Consider the following 18,711-nt stretch of genomic DNA (forward strand, 5'->3'; position numbering starts at 1 on the left):
ACTTTCGTTCATTCGTTAATTGGCGTAATGATTCGCCCATCATCTTCATCGGTTTTACTCAGCATCCACTGTTCAAACTTGGAGCGAATCGGGCGACCATTGCTGGTATAAAATCCCGCCATCGAATTCAGTCCTTGAGCTGTGATTAACGTCCGGATACGAGCGTAATCTGGCAGACGTTGATTGAGCTGTTTTAGCGCCGCTGTCACTTGTTCAACATTTGGATTTTCTAGGATGGCACTCAGTGATTTTTCGCCGTCACCAACCAGAACCATTCCGTACAGCGCCCTAAATGCCTGAGCCTCAGATTCCACCCACTCGGGTGAAATATTGCGACCGAATGCAGTAATGATTTGGTTCTTTTTACGGCCATCGATTACAAGGAAACCGTCTTCATCGAGATGTCCTAAGTCGCCCGTGGCATACCAACCCTGTTCAAAAGGTTGGCCGATATACCCCAACGCAACGCAACCAGAAACGTAAATTTCACCGTCATTGGAAACTTTTACATCGATATGTGGCAGTGGTTTTCCACTGGTGCCAGCTTTATACGCGGATGGAGTATTAAGACTGACGACCGATGCATTTTCAGAAAGACCGTATCCTTCAAAGGCAGGAATACCTAAGCTGTGCGCCATTTCTAAAAGCTGTGGTGAAACGCGAGCACCACCCACTGCAACGAACTCTAGATTTTTCGCTAACACCGGCATTGCTTTTACGACTTCTATCAAAGCCATTAACAGAGCTGGAGTGAGCACTAAGCTGTTAGGCAGATACTTCGCCAGCGCCAAAGCAAACTGAGAAGGATTGAAGTTGCTGGAACCACTCAACCCCACTTCCTCACCGTTCAACACGACAGACGTCGCCCCAATAATGATTGGGACATAGATACCAGTGATATTTTCCAGCAGCGTAGATAGCGGTAAAAGCACCAAGTGTTTTTCACATTTCACTTCGGTAGCAATGGTATCAGCCAGTGCACGACTGACCTTTGACAGTTGATTCTGGCTCAAACAGACACCTTTCGGGTGACCAGTAGAACCAGAGGTAAAAGTGATTTTTCCGGTATGTGATAGCAGCGGTTTTACGTCCTTAACTGAACGTTTCCAGACACTCAGATTTCCAGCGTGACCCACCATTATTGCATCAAGCGAATGTGCATTATCGGCAGTGTTCTCCACCCAGGCATCCCAATCGCCAACCAATAAATCCGCGCCAGACTCAGCCAAGATATGGTCGACTTGTTCAGGCGTAAAAAATAGCGGGACAGGAACATTAGGAATTTCGGCATACAGCGCAGCAAGATCGGCGATAACCCAGTCGAGGCTATTTTCGGCACGCAAAGCGATACACTTGGGTGAATACTCAACCAAATACTCGGCGACATCACGCACTCTGATAAGTAAGTTTTGATAAGAAATCTCTTCATCAGCGCCAATAAATGCGATTTTGCTTGGCGTATCAATCGAGTGTCGGATGAGAGATTCAATAATCATATTCACAGTGCACCTCCACGCGCACGACACACCTTTTCAGCAAACAAAGCCTCAAGATGCGCGAGCCCCTGTTTCAGGTTACCCGCAACAATACGCGGTTGATGTTGGTAGTAGTTGCCCCATGTGTAGGTCGCATCGGGAATTCTTGAAGGGTCAGCCTCAGCTAGCACTGTGGTATCCAAACCGAGTCGCGACATCATGGCGTAAAGAGGATCAGTGGCAGTAAAAATGCACCATTCATAACCACTCTCCACCAGCTTTTGAGTCATCAGAAGAAAATGAAGCGTAGAAAAGCCTTTCGAAAATGAAGCAAGCTGTCCGAATTCGATAAGCTTGCTGCGCTCGATACGCGGTTGAGTACCGTGTTCTTCTGGATGATTTGTGGATTGATCAGATAGAGAGCGATAGAACACTTTGTTCAAAAGCTGATCTGCCGGTTCATCTAGATACTGTTCCAAAAATAGTGATTCGTTGCTGGCGACACGGAAACCGCATAGTGAACGAACCTCCTCGCCTTCCATCAAAGCCATAAATGTGGGCATAAAGGAATTTAAATGAGCATCAAATGCTAAGGAATAACGCTGGGCAATGTAGTTTTCAATCTCACTACGTTGCGGATGAATGCGGTCGATAATCTCAAGCTTAAATGGGTGAGATGGAATGAAATCTGCCATACAAGAAGCCCTCTCTGCTAGCTATAGAGAGAGCTTAAATAAGTAAACTTAAGGAAAGCTTAAGGAAAGCTTAAGGAAAGCTTAAGGAAAATTAAGAATAGGACTTTTTTATCTCACCAGATTTAAACGCAATCTATTAAGTGCAGATTTCGTAGGTATAGAGAGTAGTAACAGCACCATATGACACAGACAAAAATGCCGCTGTTTAAGCGGCATTGTTTTATCTAGCAGATAATCTTTCGGATTATTCTTCGTCTACTTTAGGGGCAACTTTCTTCTTCGGAATGAAGACATTGTCACCCACAGCGACGTTTTTATAGAAGCTCTTATCGCGTTTGACAGGTTTCTTCGCTACCTTCTTCGCTTGCGACTTCACATTCTTGTTTGCTTGGTCGTTTGCTTTACGCACTGGCTGTCTAGGTTTAAGACCCTTAAACTTGCCAGTTAACCCTTCCAACTCTTCAAATTGAATATCTTGCTGCAAAAACGCTTCTACGCGTTTGAAGCTATCCCAGTCTTTAGGACCAACGAAAGAGACCGCATCCCCTTTGTTACCAGCACGACCTGTACGACCCACACGGTGAACGTATTCTTCGGTGTGTTTTGGCATATCAAAGTTGATAACGTGAGTCACATTGGCAATATCCAGACCGCGAGATGCAACATCAGTGGTCACCAGAATCTTAAACACTGCACGCTCAAACTGACTCATAATGGTATTACGTTGCGCTTGGTTCAAACTTCCACTTAGCGCCACCGCTTTCAGCTTCATCTCATTAAGCTTATCGGTTAAACGTTCGGTATCTGCGCGCGTTGCCGTGAAGATAATAACCTGACGATATTCTGCGTCGTGCAGAACTCGGTCTAGTAACGCTTCTTTGTGGTCTAGGTGATCACACAGGTAGAAGCGTTGACGAATGTCTTTGTGCTGCTCGTTTGAGACACCCACTGAAATACGACGCGGGTCATTTAACATCTCAGCTGCGATATCGTTGACTTCAGCGTGATCCAATGTTGCAGAGAACATCAGCGTCTGACGACGACGATGTTTCGCCGCTTTATGAATGTGACGTAGTTGAGGGGCGAAACCCAGATCCAACATGCGGTCTGCTTCATCAAGAATCAGAGTATCCACACCATCTAAAAACAACGAACGGTGTTCAAGGTGATCCGCAAGACGGCCGGGAGTCGCAACGATAAAACGAGGGTAACGGCTCAGCGCTTTCACTTGGTCGTTAAAGTTCTCACCACCAGTGATAAGCGTACCTGTGTAGCTCAAACCACCCAACATAACGCGTAATTCACCATACACTTGCTTCGCCAATTCGCGCGTTGGCAATAAAATCACTGCGCGCGGATCTTTTGCTGAAAAAGCCTTTGTTTTTAAAGCTTTATGCAGAGTAGGAAGTAAGAAGGCTAATGTTTTACCGGAACCAGTTTTCGAAGACGCCAATACATCTTTTCCTGCAATAGCAACAGGAATAGCGATCTTCTGGATTTCGGTCGCTTGTTTGAAATCGTAGTGTGCTAAGTTTTTCAATAAGCGATTGTCTAAGCCTAAATCTTTAAACTGCAAAGGATTCTCCAAATCAGTGGGGTAGCCGAACACGTGTGGCTAAATGGTCAAAATCAAAGCGCAGTATGATACCGCGAATAGTGCGCTAATAGATAGAGATCACAGAAAATATTCTCTTCATAACACTTAAATAGTATATGCACTACAGTCAAATTTGGTGCTAAAGTAATTCTTATCAGTAAGAATTCACACAATCATTTGATTCATTGACATTATTTTGGGTTATTTTGACTTTTACTGATTAGGCGAAGCGTAAAATAGTGTCTACACTATAACTCGTCACTATATGGAAAAGAATGTATAGGACGTTTTGATATTTACATAAAATCAAGGAGTTCATATGAACAAGATGTTAATCGCGGCAGCAGCGTCATCTGTACTATTACTAGCAGGTTGTGCATCAGGTCCTGACGAAGCAACAACAGCAAAATTGGACGAGCTAAACAGCCAAGTTAGCCAGCTTAACGACGAAGTTGCAGCACTTAAGAGCGAGCACTCTGCTCTAGCTTCAAAAGTGAATGCAGCATCTGATTCTGCAATGGCAGCACAAGAAGAAGCTGCACGCGCAAATGAGCGTATCGACAACATCGCTCAGTCTTATACTAAATAAGATTTCAACCCAACTGCACGCAGATTGAGTTTCTTAAGCCTCCAGTTCCTCCTATGGAATTTGGAGGCTTAATTTTTTCGTCATTGCTCGCCGCAAGTGTTAGCGATTGACTAGCAACTCTCGGCAAAAATTCAATGCTCTTTCTATCCTTCCGCTATCGCAACTGATATTCCTCTGCCAACTCTCGTTTCTGCTCATATTGCTCAATGATCGCTTGTTGTGATTTGCCTTTGTTGCCATAAAACAAACCACCGCTTTTATTCAAATAATCAAAGTCGCTCGCCAGAACATCAAGCACCAGAGATATGCGTTTTAAAGTTAATTCGGTACAGGATTGGCCGTCGATGTCATCATCAATATCAAGCACATGGGAACGGAAAGACTCTAGTTGAAACAGATGTAAAAGTTCATCATCACTGGCTAACGCTCTCTGCCAAGATTCAATAAGACTTTCAAAGTGATTGATCACCATAACTTTTGCTTGTTGCGCTTTAAGCCACGTAATTTTTTGCTGATAAACCTCCACAGCAATTTGTTTCAGTGTCCGGTACAGCTCCAGTTGCTCAGCCAAAGAACAAGCATTTTTCAGCAGCCAGCCAAAAAAGAAGCGCGTTTCGAAGCGTTCCACCATATGAAATAAAGGATCGGCGGTTCCGTTGCTGTTGAAGTCTGTTTTGGGATCAAACGAGTACATATAGCCGAAGTCGAACAGCCAAAGCTGTTGATGTTGATCCACCAGCAAGTTACCACTGCATAGATCCCATTCCATCAAACCGTGTTCTTCACATGCCTGCAGTGTGGTGAATAACTGTTGAATCAAATCAGGCGTGAGTTGCTGAATATGGTACCCTTCAATCCACGGCGACAAAATAATTCCTAGACGGTAGTTAGCGTAGATCGTTGGCACTATATGGCTAAATCTTTGAACAGTATCTGATTGCTGCTTGAGTTTTTGTAGGTCATTACGTCGCTGAACTTCGTTGAGAAAAGAGTATTGACCGTCTAAGTTAGCTACTTTTGCCACTGTGCGGCGCTTTTTCAGGTTGTAGTCTTTACCATTGATTCTTAGGTGAAAGACTTCAGCGGTTAGCCCCGATCGAATCACTCTGACAACCAGAGGCGAATCTTCGGTGATCTCAGCAAGGACGGAAGGCTCAATAGGGCAAAGTTGTTCACTACCTACCACTAAGTTTTCTCCACTCTCATCAAACGCTTTTTGCAGTTGTTGTCTCAGGTTCATTGCCTTCTCTTCCCGTTATTGGCTCTGTTATTACTTTGTTGTTATCTGCTCATAACACACGTAACTGATGAAAAAATCATCATACTTTGGCAAATAACAAGGGGAGGATAACCAAAGAAGGAAGTGAAAACGAAGAGGCTGAGAAGCTTCGCTTTCCTTGCAAGGAAAGCGAATAAGGAGTACTAAAACAAAGAGTTAACGGACGATACACATTGGAGTTTGAGTAATCGGACATGGATGAATTTGCGCATCCAGTTCAAATACTTTTGCAAGCAACTCAGACGTAAGTACAACATCCGGAGCCCCTTCGCTCATCACCTGCCCCTCCTGCATAACAATTAAATGATCGCAATAGCGACAAGCCTGATTGATATCATGCAAAACCGTCACGATAGTTTTACCTTGCTGATTCAACTTACGCAGCAGCTTCATCAACTCGACCTGATGGTTCATATCAAGATAGGTGGTTGGCTCATCGAGCAAGATATAGTCTGTATCCTGCGCTAAAGTCATTGCCAACCAAACTCTCTGCCTTTGCCCTCCGGAAAGATCCGTAACAGGTCTGTCCGCAAAACATGCTATGCCCGTCGCCTCCATAGACTGCTCAACAATCGATTTATCCTGAGCAGATAGCTGCCCCCAGAAACCAGTATACGGACTGCGACCATAAGAAACCGCGTCTCGGACAGTGACACCTTCGGGTGGTTCTTGAGATTGAGGTAACAAAGCCAATTGTTGTGCTAGTTGACGAGAAGATATCTGCTCAATCCTTTCTCCCTGCCACAAAACTGCGCCGCTTTGTACTTTCAAAATTCGAGATATCGCCTTCAATAAGGTCGATTTTCCGCAACCATTTGGCCCTAAAAGAGCGGTAATTTTTCCTTCAGGTACAGTTATATTGACACCTTTAACAATGGGTGTGCCGCCATAACCGACAATTAAATTTTCAGTAGTTAAACCCATGAGCTATCTCATTTTGAACAATAGATACAAGAAATAGGGTGCGCCAATAATCGCAGTCATAATACCCGCTGGAAGTTCAATTGGCGGGTCAATGACACGGGCAACCAAGTCAGCAACCAGCAGTAGAAAAGCCCCAACCAACATTGATGTGGGCAATAGTGCCTGATGACGCCCACCCACCAACTGACGTGCTAAATGAGGAGCCACTAAACCGAGGAAACTAATTGGCCCACAAACAGCGACTGAAGCTGAAGTCCAAATGACAGCCACAAACAAAGCGAGCCCCCTCACCCAAGGCACCGAGATACCCAAGTTACAGGCCCTTTCATCGCCCAATGTAAGCAAGTTTAACGCCTGACTAAGCCAAAAAACCGCAGGTATCAAAACTAACCACGGTAATAGCATGGCTAACTGAGTCCAGCTTCTTCCCCATAAACTGCCTGTCAGCCAGAGCAGCGCATTGTTGATTTCTAATGGCTGAGTGAGGATAAGAAAATCGATACCACTGCTGTATAAAGCCGCCAGTGCTACGCCAGTAATGGCTAAACGAACCGGAGCCGTATTTCCGCCGCACACTAAGGCAAGTAAGAGCGCCGAAGTTATTCCGCCAATTAGCGCAGCTAAAGGAAGCCAGTAAACAGAAATAGCTGGAAACAGTGTCATAACTACCACTGCGCCCAATCCTGCCCCATGGCTTACCCCCAAGATGTCCGGTGAAGCAAGTGGGTTACGAATCACCCCTTGAATGAGCACCCCTGAACTTGCCAACATTGCGCCGACCAATACAGCAATTAAAACTCGCGGAAAACGATACTCATGAATGGTGAAGTAGTGTTCACTGCCAGAAAACAAACCTTGCCATACCTGTTGGGAAGTTAAATTTACCGCCCCAAAACTTAAGTTCGACACAATGGCGATGACAACAAACACGAGCAGAATGATTTGTGTACGTAAAACTGAAGTCATCGTTTTTGCCTAACTAAATACAAGAAACACGGCGCACCGATGATTGCTAATACGGCTCCAGCTGGCGTTTCGGTTGGAAATACCACAGCGCGGCTAAGAATGTCTGCGCCAATGGTTAACACGGCACCAAATAACATGGATACAGGTAGCAATATACGGTAATCATATCCCACTAACAGACGGCCAATATGCGGCACAATAAGACCAACAAAAGCTATGGCTCCAACACTGCTCACGCTTACGCCCACTAGTACCAAAACCGCCAACGCAATAGCAGCTCTGAGCAAGTTCAGGTTTACGCCAAGGCTTTTTACCCGTTCATCACCCATTGCCAGCAAATTCACTTTCGGGGCTAGCAGTAAACTCAATATCAGTGCGGCGAATAAGCTAGGCCAGCTCCATGCCCAAGTATCCCAACTAACATGTGCGAATGATCCTGCAAGCCACACCATCACACTAGCTGCTTGTTCCTCAACTAGAATCACACTGGCTTTGGTTAAAGCACCACATAACGCAGAGATCGCGATACCAGCGAGAACAAGTTGCCCTCGCTCCGCACCCATTTTCCAAGCGCCTCCCAAAACCATAACAAGAACCCAAGCGGCAAAGCCGCCAATCATCGCGGCGATCGGGCTTGAAATAATGTTAGAAGAGAAGACCGCCGTCGCTAATACGATTCCTAACGCGGCACCAGCATTGACACCAAATACGCTTGGCGATGCTAACGGATTACGGGTTAAACCTTGCATTAACGCACCAGCGCAGGAAAGACTCGCTCCAACTAGAGCAGCTTCAAGTACACGAGGGAGCCGAATGTCCTGCACGATGACATGAGCAATCACATCAGAACTTGGAGACCAAATACCAACAATCGCATCCAATGCTGACACAGGCACAGCAGAGTAACTAAACAGACCTAACCAAGTGACCAGTAACAGGCTAACAATGAGAGCTGTAACCACGTTCACCGTTTTGATATCCAAACACATTAAGACTTAGCCAGCTTTAACAAGTCTGCTGCCATGTATTCCGCAGCAAGAATGCCTCGACATCGAGCCCACATATTTCCATCAACATGGAAGACTTGTTTGGCTTTTACAGCATTAAGCAGATTCCAAAGCGGTTGCTGTTGCCACTGCTGAACAATGCTGTTTGGGGTGTAATCTCCAACAATCAAATAATTGGGATTGAGCGCCAATAGCTGTTCTAGGCTAATTTGACGTGAAGCATTTTCGTTCTTCAAATCTTTAGGAGAACTGAGACCCAACGCATCAATTACTCCGCCGGCATAGGATTCTGAAGCATGCGCGTAGAAACCATTTTCGCGGGCAACACCAAACTGTACCGTTTGATGCTCAAGTCCGTGTAACTGCTTTGCATAGCCCTGCATCAATTGAACGTGCTGTTGCAAACGTTGCTGCATTTCGACATTTTTGCCAATCACTTTACCGATAATCGCCGCAGATTTTAGGTTGTCTTGATAGGTCTCACGGCGCGAAGGAAGCAGAAGCGTTGGCGCAATTTTTGTCAGGTCGTTATACACCGCTGAGTGTCGGTCTACGTCGGCAATGATCAGATCGGGTTTGAGGGATGCAATCACTTCTAAACTTGGTTGAGAACGCGTGCCAACCGATTTCCATTCACCCAGCTTCTCGCTTACGGCAGGAAGTAATCGGCTTGGATCGTTATCATCAGCAATACCCACTGGGCTTACATCAACAGCCACCAGTGCATCAACAAATGAGAACTCAAGCGCCACAATTCTTTGTGGCGTTGACTGAATTGAAAATTCACCGTGGCTGTCCGTCACGGTGACAGCCGAAGCAAAGAAGCTCAAACAATAACTAACCACTACAGCACTGCGCGTAAGCCAAGAACACCATTTCATCATTAATACCTTTTCAGAAAACAACAAAGAGCCTCGCACTGCGAGACTCTCAAAGATTAAAACTCGTAATTAGCCGTCAGATAAATACGGCGCTGTTCACCCGGGAAATGCCCTGTACGGTCGATAAATCCACTAACTGCATACTCTTTATCAAACAGGTTTTTTACATTCACTTGGAACTGCCACTGCTGCCAGCGTGTTTGCCATGACGCATCAAACACTGTGTAGGCTTTTACAATCTGACCGCTCTGGTTGTACTGCTCACTCACATGATCAGCGCCAAACCCAATAGATGAATTCAGTACAGCAATGTCATAGCGAGTCCATAACCCCAACTGGTGATGCGGGGCATTGGCGAAGCGAGGACCAACACTGTTGGTAATGCCATCGTAAGCTTGTTTCACTCGTGTATCGTTGTAGGCATAGCTCAGGTTTGCCGTCCAGTTTTCGGTTAAATCTGCCAACATATCCACTTCCACACCCTGACTGCGCACTTTACCGTAGGAAACCAAGCGAGTGTCGTCATCGGGATCTGTTTGAAGAATGTTCTCTTTCACCATGTGATAAAGAGCCAGATTCACGTTGAGAGCATTGTCAAACCAGTAACTGCGTACACCTGTTTCGTACATCAAGCTCTCTTCAGGATCAAACGGACCGCCATTTGACTCAGCTTGATCAGAGGCATCCTGAGGAACAAAACCTGTCGCTACCACAGCATAAGGGTGCAAGTTCGAATTGATTTGATAAGTCGAGCCAAGACGATATGACAGCCCAGAACCCTGATATTCGCTGATAGTGTTTTTTACAAGGTCATTAACTTTGTCTTTGAACCCGTCGACACGAACTCCTGAAAGTACATTCCAACGGTCGGTTATGTTCCACTGATCCTGAATATATGCACCGTAGCGCTCGGAACTAGAGTCGGTCTGTTTAGATAACGTTAAGGTGTAAGCAGAAGAATCTGCGCCGTATTCCGGATCAACCAGGCTTAGACCTGCCACACTTTTGTCTACGTTATAGACATAGTCTTCATTGAGTCGGTAGTAGTCGCTACCAAACAGTAGCGTGTGCTCCCCTAACTCAGCGACTAAGTTTGCAGAGAGTGAGCCAGCTTTATTCTCACGAACTTGGTCACGGTACTGGCGCTTACTCCAATCATAAACACCATCACCATTGGTATCTTTCAAACCCATAGGCTCATGGTATTTCTGCGTTTCTTTATTCTCGTAATAACGTGCAGTAACATCGCCTCTTAACCACGCATTAAAGTCATGTTCCACTTTAATCTGGTAAACCTGAGCTTCGAGATCTTGGTAGTCAGAAGCCTCGTTAGCGTTCCAGTTAATATCTGCAAGAAAATTGCCTTCATCATCGGTTGGAATACCGCGTAAACGAGCACCACCATAATGCTGAATGATGTCAGTAAACTGCGTAGTCACAGTTGTGGTATCACCTAAATCCCAAGCATAACCAAGGTCGATGATTCGATTGCGAACATCGGTGTTGTTGCGAGATGGATTCTCGTGATCCTGATAAATCGCGACACGGTACCGTTGAGTCTCATCTTCATTTGCAGGACCTGAAAGCTCGACACTGCCACTGAAAAAGTCTTGGTTTCCCGCTGTCATAGAAATACGTCGATGAGGCTCATAGGTTGGCTTTTTGGTGACATAGTTAATCACGCCACCAGGCTCTCCACTTCCCATTACTGCTGACGAAGGGCCTTTCAACACTTCCACTTGCTCAATATTGAAAAGCTGCGGGATCGAGAATCCGTTGAACGGGTCACCTCGTACACCATCATAAAGAATTTGATCCTGACGAAAGCCTCGGAATGTCACTCCTGAATATGAGTATTGGCTTACACCGCTGATTGAGCGGTACAGATCAGTAATTTGGCGCGCGCCTTGGTCCTCGATTAATTGCTGGGGAAGTACTTGGATCGACTGAGGTGTGTCGTCAATCGCTGTCGGTGTTTTGGTGGCTAAACTCGTTTCTTGAGAACGGTATAAAGAAAGAGCTCGACCATAAACGGTGACCGTTTCAGCATCCTCAGGAACGATATTTTGTGAACTTTCACTGGCGGAAAATGCTGGTGAAGACGCACCTGCCAGAATCGCTAAAAAAAGAGAAGAATAGTTAAATTGAGCCTTCATAGAGTTGTGTTCAAAGTTGTTTTTATTATGGAAAGCTTGCGAATCTAACTGAGTTTTATTCTCATTACAATTATTATATTAATCACTAATCTTCATTAATTATATTTAGCAGCAATATAACAGGTGTATTTCCCGATAAGGTAAATCAAGGCTTTGACAGGAGTTCAAGCATCGTTATATTAACTCCATTGCATTATTACCTGTTCACCTAAAGAACCCAGAGATAGCGTATGAAAGTGATCATTCTTCACGGGCTGTACATGCACGGAATTGCGATGTTGCCGCTCAGCCAACGTCTTGAAAAACTGGGCTACGATACCGAAGTGGTGAGTTACAACTCGGTTGCTATTGATGAACGCAAGGTGTTTCCAGCGATTGATAAAGCGCTCGATCACAAACAAGTCAATGTTCTGGTTGGACACAGTTTGGGTGGAGTGGTGATTAAACGCTATCTCGCTTCACGTAAACCGGATGTGGATACCATTTCGCATGTTGTTGCGTTGGGTTCGCCGATTAACGGCGCTTCGATTGTTGGCAAAATTCAGCAAATGGGCTTGGGGGTGTTGCTGGGCAACTCCGCGAAATTCGGCCTGCAAAAGCACGAAGATAAGTGGGAATTTCCACAAAAACTGGGCAGCTTAGCGGGTACTGTTCCGCTGGGAGTACGCTCTATTTTGATGGGAAAAGACACACATTCGGATGGCACAGTTACGGTAGATGAAACCAAAATTGCAGGAATGACGGCGCACCATCTGATGCGGAATACTCATACCAGTATGATTTATAGCTCGAAAGTTGCAGAACAAATTGATCACTTTATTCGTCACAATACGTTCGCACGAAAAAAAGCCCGAATAAAAGCGGAATGATTAGGCAAGTTTACTTTTATTCGGGAAAAGTGCAGGTTTGGAACGAAACTGATTTAGACGCTAAAAGCTCCTATGTACTGTTTTAAATGTTCTGTTTGAGCTTGTACCGCATGGTAAGTCTTAGTGGTGTCGCTTGCGATATTCTCAATATCCAAAGAAGACTGGCTGATCGCTTGAACACTGTTGTTCACATTCACCGATAGCAACTGCTGATCTTGTGAAAGCCTTGCGATCTGGCTGTCCATATTAGCAATCTCCTCTGCAGCACTGACGATGGCATGGTAGGACTCACCGGCCTCCGTCACTTGCTGTAAGCTCACGCCTATTTGTTCTTGGCATTGACTCATTAACTGTTGTGCACTGGTAGCTTGAGACTGCAAATTGCCAATAATGCCGCCAATTTCATCAATAGAACTTTGCGTTTGCTGTGCGAGTTCTCGAACTTGATCAGCCACGACCGCAAAACCACGACCACTCTCGCCTGCTCGAGCCGCTTCAATCGCCGCGTTAAGCGCAAGTAAGTTGGTTTGCTTAGTAATATTGCTAATCACATCGGAAATCACACTGATATCAAAACTGCCACGATAAAGCCCTTCAATGACTTCACCGGTTTGACCAATCAACTGCGACATATTCTCAGTGCGCGAGATGGAATTCACGATGCTCTTTTCACCAATTTGCGCCTGCTGTTTCGCCATTCCACTCTTTTCTGATGCTTGCTGTGTGACTTGGTCGATAAATTGTGTGTTCTCAGTGAGTTCTTGAGATGCAGCGACGATCTGATCAATCTCGATTTTCTGAGCATCGACACTTTGCTGAGTATGAGCCACTTTTGCCGCCAACTCTTCAGACACTAGATCCAGCGAGTGAACACTTTCTTTCACGGCAATGATGAGATTAAGCAGGTTCTGTTGCATGCTGTTAAATGCAGTTGCAGCTTGGCCAAACTCATCATTATGAAAATCGTTCTTTGCCAACGACGCATGCAGCTGGCCTTGACCCACAACAAACATGTGTGCTTTTAGACGATTGAGTGGGTTCAAAACTCGTTTGGCTGTGTAGTAGCTAAATGCCACTAGCAAAATAACCACAACACTCGCTGCTATCACCGACCACTGAAGTGCATGTTCGATGTCTGCTTGTTTGTTCTGTTTAATCAAGTTCGCTTCTTGTTCCAAATCGTTTTGGAGCTGGGTTAAGCGATCCACGATGGCATTAAACGGAGCAAGCATTGGACCCAACATTTCTTGTCTTGCTTCATCTATATGACCTTGATCTATCAAACGGATGTAATTCTGTTGCATTGCTCTGTATTCATCAATGCGGCGCTCAAAATCGTACACTGCAGCCTGAATATCGCTAGTATCGGCGAGAGCTTTCATGCGTTTAAAGGAATCATTGACCTTGTTGTCATTGAGCGAGATGGTTTGAACAATCTCCCTATGCTGCTGTTCATCGGATGTCAAACCGTAATCCAATGCGAAACGACGATATGTCACGGTGTAATAACGAAGATCAGAAACTGTCGTCATCAAACTGACATTCCGGTCAACGACGTTACCAAATTGAGACTGCACGCGAGTCAGAGTAAGTAACAGATATAGAGATAACGCCACAATAGCAGCAACCGCTATGAACGCATTTCCCCGAACTAAGTTTGTAATTGAAAAAGAACGCATAATCATGCCCTAACGACCTAACAACGGACAAAATTTAACAGATACAAAAACTAATGGATGCTCGATTAATCCTATTAGTTCGATAGAGAAAAACTATAAAAAAGCCCAAGAGATCGCTCTCTCGGGCTTTACAATTAAGTGATGGTTTAATGAAGGGAGTGTTTTAAGCTGCGATACCAAAACCGTAAGCATCAAGAGCCAGAATTTCCAGATCGATAGCGCGGTGAAGAACCTGACCAATTTCATCATCATAGCTAGTGCCCAAAATACAAGGCAGAGGCAGATAATGATCCGGCGTCGGGTGATTAAACCTTGCGTGTGGTGCTTGGTTTAAGTAGTCCAATAAGGCACTAATATTGCCTGACGCCAGTTGTTCACTCACCCATCCCGTGAACTGATTCACTTTCTCTACTCTATGTGGGTCTTGAACTGGTGCAAAAATTTCGCGCAAGTTATGGCTGATACCACCGGAACCAACGAACAACACACCCTCTTCACGAAGTGGACGCAACCAACGACCAATTTCATAGTGAGAAACCGCATCCATATAGCTATTGATCGACACCTGAATGATTGGCACATTTTTCTGTGGATACATATAAAGCATCGGTACCCAAGCTCCATGGTCCAACCCTTGGTTCGAATCCAGTTGAGCACTTATACCAGCATCTTGCAGCAATTTCGCTGCTTTTTGCGCCAATTCTGGTGCACCTTTCGCTGAGTAGTCGATGTCATAAAGCGGTTTAGGGAATCCATAGAAATCATGGATTGTTCCTAAGCTATGTCCGCTGGTAATCGTCACTGGGCCACGGCGATCGTAATGCGCTGAAAATATCACTATCGCTTTGGGCTCTGGAAATTTATCGCTGAGCTGTTTAAAAAATTCTGTGGTTTGCGAATGTTCTAGCGCCATCATTGGAGAACCATGTGATAAGAACAATGCAGGCATACGTTGAGTTGATTTCATTTTATTTCTCCTGATTCGGCGGCTTTCGTTTTTAGTCTCAATACTAAGTCTGTCTTAACACTATGTTTGGCTTGAATCTAAGCTCGCCTTGACTATGTCGGCTAATATACCTATCAACTCTGGCGTAATAAAATAGCGCCGTGTTGCTTAATTATAAACGTGGTATTTCTAATACAGGCAGAAGTTAATATGGACAAGATTGTTGCTATGAGAGCTTTCACGACCGTGGTGTCTGAAGGAAGCTTCGTTAAAGCCGCAGACAAGCTGGAACTGTCGCCACAATTGATCAGTAAATATGTCGCGCAACTGGAAGACGATTTAAAGATACGGCTGCTCAACCGAACCACGCGCCGCGTGAATCTAACCGAAGCCGGTCAGGCCTATTTCGATCGCTGCCATCAAGTATTGATGGATATTGATGATATGGAAAATGCGATTTCTAATTTGCATACCCAAGTCTCCGGCACACTACGAATCAGCGCGCCGATGTCGTTTGGGGTTTACCATTTGTCCGGCCCTATAGAACAGTTCCAGACTCAGTTCCCAGAGATCAAAGTTGAACTGTTTTTAACGGACAGGAAAGTCGACATTCTTGAAGAAGGGGTAGATATCGCCCTGCGTATCGGTCATCTCAAAGACTCAGCGCTTGTGGCGAAAAAAATCACGCCGATAAACCTCTTTGTTTGCGCCGCACCGAGCTATTGGGATAAACATGGCAGACCAACTAGCTTTGATGAATTATGTCAGCTCAACTACCTGCGTTTTTCGTACTCTGATCCGCGAAGTCTTTTTACTCACTGGCCGAAACACCTATCGGTGCATGATTTCCGCAGCGATTTCGCCAGCAATAACGGTGATGTCATTGTCAAAACAGCGGTATTGGGGCGTGGTTATGCCATTCAGCCTACTTTTCTAACCGGCTCTGCTATAGCTAACGGAGAGCTGGAAATTCTGGATAGTTTCCCTATCGAACCTCTCGGGCTCTATGCGCTGTACAGTCACAGAGAATTCCTTGCTTCCAAAGTTCGACACTTCATCGACTTTCTATCTGGCTTCTACGGTGACAAGCCCTATTGGGATAACTACTAGCGAGAGCAACACTCTAAACAGAGCCCAAATTACTCAGCTGGGCTCATCATCAACGCTTTACCGTTGAGCAAGCTATCCGCCACTTTTTTACGGGCAGATTTCACCAAGTTTGCCAACGTTTGTCGCGAGACTCCCATCTCAACGGCTGCCTGTTGCTGTTGCATTCCTTGATAGTCCACCAGCCGAATCGCTTCAAATTCATCAGCTTCAAGAAAAACCTTTTCTAAACTTCCCATTGGTACGCCATTAGGTTTAAAACAGCTTTGAGCTGGAGAACCACAAATCTGACGAGGAATTTTCGGACGCGCCATAACGGCTCCTTCTTTGTTTCTATTCTGAATCTGTCGATATTGGATGCAGAACAAATTAGTTTGCAGCCATCGCCTGCTTTTCGATTACTACTGATTGTTGAAAGCCAGAAACAAGCCAATCTTGAAGCGTATCTAGCATAGGATTATCACTCTGTTTTGGGTACAAAAAGTAATAGCTGTGACCAGAAAGTACTGTTTGTTCAAATGGCTTAATTAATCGATGCATAGCAAGATCTTGCTCGGCAAGCGTAATATCTCCGACAGCAATACCAAACCCTTGCTGAGCCGCATTCATGGTTTGGTCAAGGGTTGAAAAGTGCTGATTGCTTTTGCTAAACAGCTCTCTTCTATCCATATGGTTTAGCCATAACTTCCAGTCACTTTGTTCTGTATTCGCATGTAACCACGTCAGTCGCGGTAAATCATCAAACGACAACAGTTGCCCTAAATCATCCAGCAGTTCTGGGCGACAGATAGGCGTTAAGCACTCTTCAAACAATTGATGGCTAACCACGGAAGGAAGCTTGGGCGCTTTGCTGTACATAATCACTGCATCAAACAGATTAAAGTTCGGTTCAAGGTGATGCTTAATGGTTGAAGTCAGCTCCACATCAATATCAGGGTGTGCGTCCTGAAAAGCCATTAATCTCGGCAACAACCAAGATGTCACGCAGCTAGGCGCGTTGAGTTTTATAGTCGAAGGTGTCGACGACACCTCTTCAATCGCCGAGCGTAGACGGTTGAGTACATCTTCCGCATGCGAAACAAACTTCAACCCTTGTTGCGTGAGCGACAATCCCCTTGCATGACGGAAAAACAATTTCACACCCAACAATTCTTCCAATGAAAGAATTTGCCGACTGATCGCGCCCTGAGTCAGGTTCAAAGCATGCGCAGCCTTAGTAAAGTTCAAGTGTTCTGCTGTGGCGAGAAATGCCTGCAATGTTTTTGTCGATGGAAGATGCATCCCACACCTCAAGTTATGATTTTTTATCATGGCTAGTATGTGTTTATTTCGATTCTTTTTACAAATCCTTTTTGATTGAATAATCAAAACAAAAAGCGAATTGCAAATAAAAACAAATTAAATGCAATTTAACGAATAAAAAATCACTCAGTGCGACTAACTAGCACTAGCGAGAGGTCAACCATGTCTTCACTAGCCGCCTCATTGGTACCAGAGGTCATAAAAAAATTAATACCTTATCAGTCAGCAAGACGTATCGGTGGTTCAGGTCGAGTGTGGTTAAACGCCAACGAACTTGAGTTCCCAATCCATTTCGATAATCAGGAGCAAAGCTACAACCGCTACCCTGATTTTCTGCCCCATGATGTCGCATCGGCTTATCAAAAATACGCGGGGGTTGACGCTCCAGTGCTTGCGGTACGTGGTGCAGATGAAGCTATTGACCTATTGATTCGTACCTTCTGCCAACCGGGCAAAGATAAGATCGTGGTTTGTCCGCCAACTTACGCCATGTATGAGTTCTGTGCCGATGCGCTTGCGATGGAAACCATCAAAGTGCCACTCGTTGGTGATGCTTTCGAATTGGACTGCCAAGGTGTTATTCAGGCAGCAAAAGAGGCGAATTTGGTGTTTCTATGTTCACCGAATAACCCTACAGGCAATCTCATCTCTCAAGCAGAGATCGTCAAAGTGCTTGAAGGAACACAAGACGACGCCATCGTGGTGGTTGATGAAGCCTATATCGAATTTGAAATGGAACACAACGCCGCAAGTCTGATTGCTCAATATCCGAACTTAGTGGTCATTCGCACTTTATCGAAAGCCTTTGGCTTAGCGGCAGTACGTTGCGGTTTTATTATCGCCGATAAGAGTGTGATGGATTTCGTCTCTAAGCTTATCCCTCCTTATCCAATGCCGGATTCAAGTGCAACGGTGGTATTAGCGGCGCTGTCTGAAACGGGTCTAAAACAGGTCGAAGAGAACACTCAAACGCTCATTCGTACCCGTGAATGGTTCATCAGTGAGTTAAACAACTTGCCATGCATTGCTCACGTCTACCCGTCATCAACCAATTTCGTGTTAGTACGTACACATTCAGGTGAAGACTTGTTTGCGTATCTTCTAAAGCAAGGTATTGTGACTCGCAATCAAAGCCACGACCCTGCACTTAGAAACTGCGTACGAATCACTATCGGTAGCCAATCGAGCATGGAAGAAGTGATTAGTGTGCTCCGCAGTTACCCAACGCAATCGTAGATT

The 18,711-nt window shown here is 45.1% G+C and carries 17 protein-coding genes; 4 read left to right on the forward strand and 13 right to left on the reverse strand.

Annotated elements, in window-relative coordinates; translation table 11 throughout:
• Window positions 1-8: 8 nt before the first annotated feature.
• From L3V23_RS07245 to L3V23_RS07255, 3 genes are all read right to left on the reverse strand, one after another.
• Window positions 9-1,496 (reverse strand): AMP-binding protein, encoded by a 1,488-nt coding sequence (locus tag L3V23_RS07245; protein ID WP_237292150.1) that lies wholly within the window; start codon window positions 1,494-1,496, stop codon window positions 9-11.
• 2 nt (window positions 1,497-1,498) lie between these two features.
• Window positions 1,499-2,170: a thermostable hemolysin gene (locus L3V23_RS07250; protein ID WP_102965659.1), complete on the reverse strand. Its 672-nt coding sequence runs from the start codon at window positions 2,168-2,170 to the stop codon at window positions 1,499-1,501.
• Window positions 2,171-2,414: 244 nt separating this feature from the next.
• Window positions 2,415-3,746, reverse strand: coding sequence for a DEAD/DEAH box helicase (locus tag L3V23_RS07255; protein ID WP_102965658.1), 1,332 nt, complete (start codon window positions 3,744-3,746; stop codon window positions 2,415-2,417).
• A gap of 340 nt (window positions 3,747-4,086) precedes the next feature.
• On the opposite strand from L3V23_RS07255, the gene L3V23_RS07260 reads away from it, so the two are divergent.
• A complete protein-coding gene (locus tag L3V23_RS07260; RefSeq protein WP_042479712.1) occupies window positions 4,087-4,356 on the forward strand; it encodes an Lpp/OprI family alanine-zipper lipoprotein in 270 nt (89 codons plus the stop codon).
• A 154-nt stretch (window positions 4,357-4,510) separates the two neighbouring features.
• On the opposite strand, the gene L3V23_RS07265 is transcribed toward L3V23_RS07260, so the two are convergent.
• The 6 genes from L3V23_RS07265 to L3V23_RS07290 all read right to left on the reverse strand — a co-directional run bounded on the left by L3V23_RS07265 (window position 4,511) and on the right by L3V23_RS07290 (window position 11,569).
• The gene (locus L3V23_RS07265) at window positions 4,511-5,596 is read right to left on the reverse strand and encodes an AarF/UbiB family protein (RefSeq protein WP_102965657.1); all 1,086 of its coding nucleotides are present in this window, start codon (window positions 5,594-5,596) and stop codon (window positions 4,511-4,513) included.
• A 195-nt stretch (window positions 5,597-5,791) separates the two neighbouring features.
• Window positions 5,792-6,559, reverse strand: coding sequence for a Fe(3+) dicitrate ABC transporter ATP-binding protein FecE (fecE, locus tag L3V23_RS07270; RefSeq protein ID WP_237292137.1), 768 nt, complete (start codon window positions 6,557-6,559; stop codon window positions 5,792-5,794).
• Between the two features lie 3 nt (window positions 6,560-6,562).
• Window positions 6,563-7,525, reverse strand: a complete 963-nt coding sequence (gene fecD / locus L3V23_RS07275) for a Fe(3+) dicitrate ABC transporter permease subunit FecD (protein WP_102967453.1) — start codon at window positions 7,523-7,525, stop codon at window positions 6,563-6,565.
• On the reverse strand, window positions 7,522-8,493 hold the full coding sequence (locus tag L3V23_RS07280) for an iron chelate uptake ABC transporter family permease subunit (RefSeq protein WP_237292138.1): 972 nt from the start codon (window positions 8,491-8,493) through the stop codon (window positions 7,522-7,524). The genes fecD and L3V23_RS07280 overlap by 4 nt, the downstream gene beginning before the upstream one ends.
• A gap of 20 nt (window positions 8,494-8,513) precedes the next feature.
• Complete coding sequence (locus tag L3V23_RS07285; RefSeq protein ID WP_237292139.1) at window positions 8,514-9,413, reverse strand: Fe(3+) dicitrate ABC transporter substrate-binding protein; 900 nt, start codon at window positions 9,411-9,413, stop codon at window positions 8,514-8,516.
• Window positions 9,414-9,469: 56 nt separating this feature from the next.
• Entirely contained in the window at window positions 9,470-11,569 is a 2,100-nt protein-coding gene (locus tag L3V23_RS07290) for a TonB-dependent receptor (RefSeq protein ID WP_237292140.1), read from the reverse strand.
• 230 nt (window positions 11,570-11,799) lie between these two features.
• Here L3V23_RS07290 and L3V23_RS07295 point away from each other — a divergent pair, with 230 nt between their 5' ends.
• Window positions 11,800-12,438 carry a triacylglycerol lipase gene (locus L3V23_RS07295; protein ID WP_237292141.1) on the forward strand — a complete coding sequence of 213 codons (639 nt, stop codon included), beginning with the start codon at window positions 11,800-11,802 and terminating at the stop codon, window positions 12,436-12,438.
• A gap of 53 nt (window positions 12,439-12,491) precedes the next feature.
• On the opposite strand, the gene L3V23_RS07300 is transcribed toward L3V23_RS07295, so the two are convergent.
• Together L3V23_RS07300 and L3V23_RS07305 are read right to left on the reverse strand one after the other, a co-directional pair.
• On the reverse strand, window positions 12,492-14,117 hold the full coding sequence (locus tag L3V23_RS07300) for a methyl-accepting chemotaxis protein (RefSeq protein WP_180980291.1): 1,626 nt from the start codon (window positions 14,115-14,117) through the stop codon (window positions 12,492-12,494).
• Window positions 14,118-14,280: 163 nt separating this feature from the next.
• Window positions 14,281-15,084, reverse strand: coding sequence for a class III extradiol ring-cleavage dioxygenase (locus L3V23_RS07305; RefSeq protein WP_102962232.1), 804 nt, complete (start codon window positions 15,082-15,084; stop codon window positions 14,281-14,283).
• A 189-nt stretch (window positions 15,085-15,273) separates the two neighbouring features.
• Here L3V23_RS07305 and L3V23_RS07310 point away from each other — a divergent pair, with 189 nt between their 5' ends.
• A complete protein-coding gene (locus L3V23_RS07310; protein ID WP_102965649.1) occupies window positions 15,274-16,173 on the forward strand; it encodes a LysR family transcriptional regulator in 900 nt (299 codons plus the stop codon).
• Window positions 16,174-16,202: 29 nt separating this feature from the next.
• Here the strand turns inward: L3V23_RS07310 and L3V23_RS07315 are convergent, their stop codons facing one another.
• Both L3V23_RS07315 and L3V23_RS07320 read right to left on the reverse strand, forming a co-directional pair.
• Window positions 16,203-16,484, reverse strand: coding sequence for a DUF134 domain-containing protein (locus L3V23_RS07315; RefSeq protein ID WP_042479696.1), 282 nt, complete (start codon window positions 16,482-16,484; stop codon window positions 16,203-16,205).
• A gap of 55 nt (window positions 16,485-16,539) precedes the next feature.
• Window positions 16,540-17,451: a LysR substrate-binding domain-containing protein gene (locus tag L3V23_RS07320; protein WP_102965648.1), complete on the reverse strand. Its 912-nt coding sequence runs from the start codon at window positions 17,449-17,451 to the stop codon at window positions 16,540-16,542.
• A gap of 183 nt (window positions 17,452-17,634) precedes the next feature.
• Here L3V23_RS07320 and hisC point away from each other — a divergent pair, with 183 nt between their 5' ends.
• Window positions 17,635-18,708: a histidinol-phosphate transaminase gene (hisC, locus tag L3V23_RS07325; protein WP_102965647.1), complete on the forward strand. Its 1,074-nt coding sequence runs from the start codon at window positions 17,635-17,637 to the stop codon at window positions 18,706-18,708.
• Window positions 18,709-18,711 lie beyond the last annotated feature (3 nt).

Source organism: Vibrio sp. A1-b2, assembly GCF_021726015.1.
Taxonomy (GTDB): domain Bacteria; phylum Pseudomonadota; class Gammaproteobacteria; order Enterobacterales; family Vibrionaceae; genus Vibrio; species Vibrio diazotrophicus.

Coding starts and splice junctions, on each gene's coding strand:
- L3V23_RS07245 (WP_237292150.1), bottom strand. CDS start 1,496: ATGATTATTGAATCTCTCATCCGACACTCGATTGATACGCCAAGCAAA.
- L3V23_RS07250 (WP_102965659.1), bottom strand. CDS start 2,170: ATGGCAGATTTCATTCCATCTCACCCATTTAAGCTTGAGATTATCGAC.
- L3V23_RS07260 (WP_042479712.1), top strand. CDS start 4,087: ATGAACAAGATGTTAATCGCGGCAGCAGCGTCATCTGTACTATTACTA.
- L3V23_RS07265 (WP_102965657.1), bottom strand. CDS start 5,596: ATGAACCTGAGACAACAACTGCAAAAAGCGTTTGATGAGAGTGGAGAA.
- fecE (WP_237292137.1), bottom strand. CDS start 6,559: ATGGGTTTAACTACTGAAAATTTAATTGTCGGTTATGGCGGCACACCC.
- fecD (WP_102967453.1), bottom strand. CDS start 7,525: ATGACTTCAGTTTTACGTACACAAATCATTCTGCTCGTGTTTGTTGTC.
- L3V23_RS07285 (WP_237292139.1), bottom strand. CDS start 9,413: ATGAAATGGTGTTCTTGGCTTACGCGCAGTGCTGTAGTGGTTAGTTAT.
- L3V23_RS07290 (WP_237292140.1), bottom strand. CDS start 11,569: ATGAAGGCTCAATTTAACTATTCTTCTCTTTTTTTAGCGATTCTGGCA.
- L3V23_RS07295 (WP_237292141.1), top strand. CDS start 11,800: ATGAAAGTGATCATTCTTCACGGGCTGTACATGCACGGAATTGCGATG.
- L3V23_RS07300 (WP_180980291.1), bottom strand. CDS start 14,117: ATGCGTTCTTTTTCAATTACAAACTTAGTTCGGGGAAATGCGTTCATA.
- L3V23_RS07305 (WP_102962232.1), bottom strand. CDS start 15,084: ATGAAATCAACTCAACGTATGCCTGCATTGTTCTTATCACATGGTTCT.
- L3V23_RS07310 (WP_102965649.1), top strand. CDS start 15,274: ATGGACAAGATTGTTGCTATGAGAGCTTTCACGACCGTGGTGTCTGAA.
- L3V23_RS07315 (WP_042479696.1), bottom strand. CDS start 16,484: ATGGCGCGTCCGAAAATTCCTCGTCAGATTTGTGGTTCTCCAGCTCAA.
- L3V23_RS07320 (WP_102965648.1), bottom strand. CDS start 17,451: ATGCATCTTCCATCGACAAAAACATTGCAGGCATTTCTCGCCACAGCA.
- hisC (WP_102965647.1), top strand. CDS start 17,635: ATGTCTTCACTAGCCGCCTCATTGGTACCAGAGGTCATAAAAAAATTA.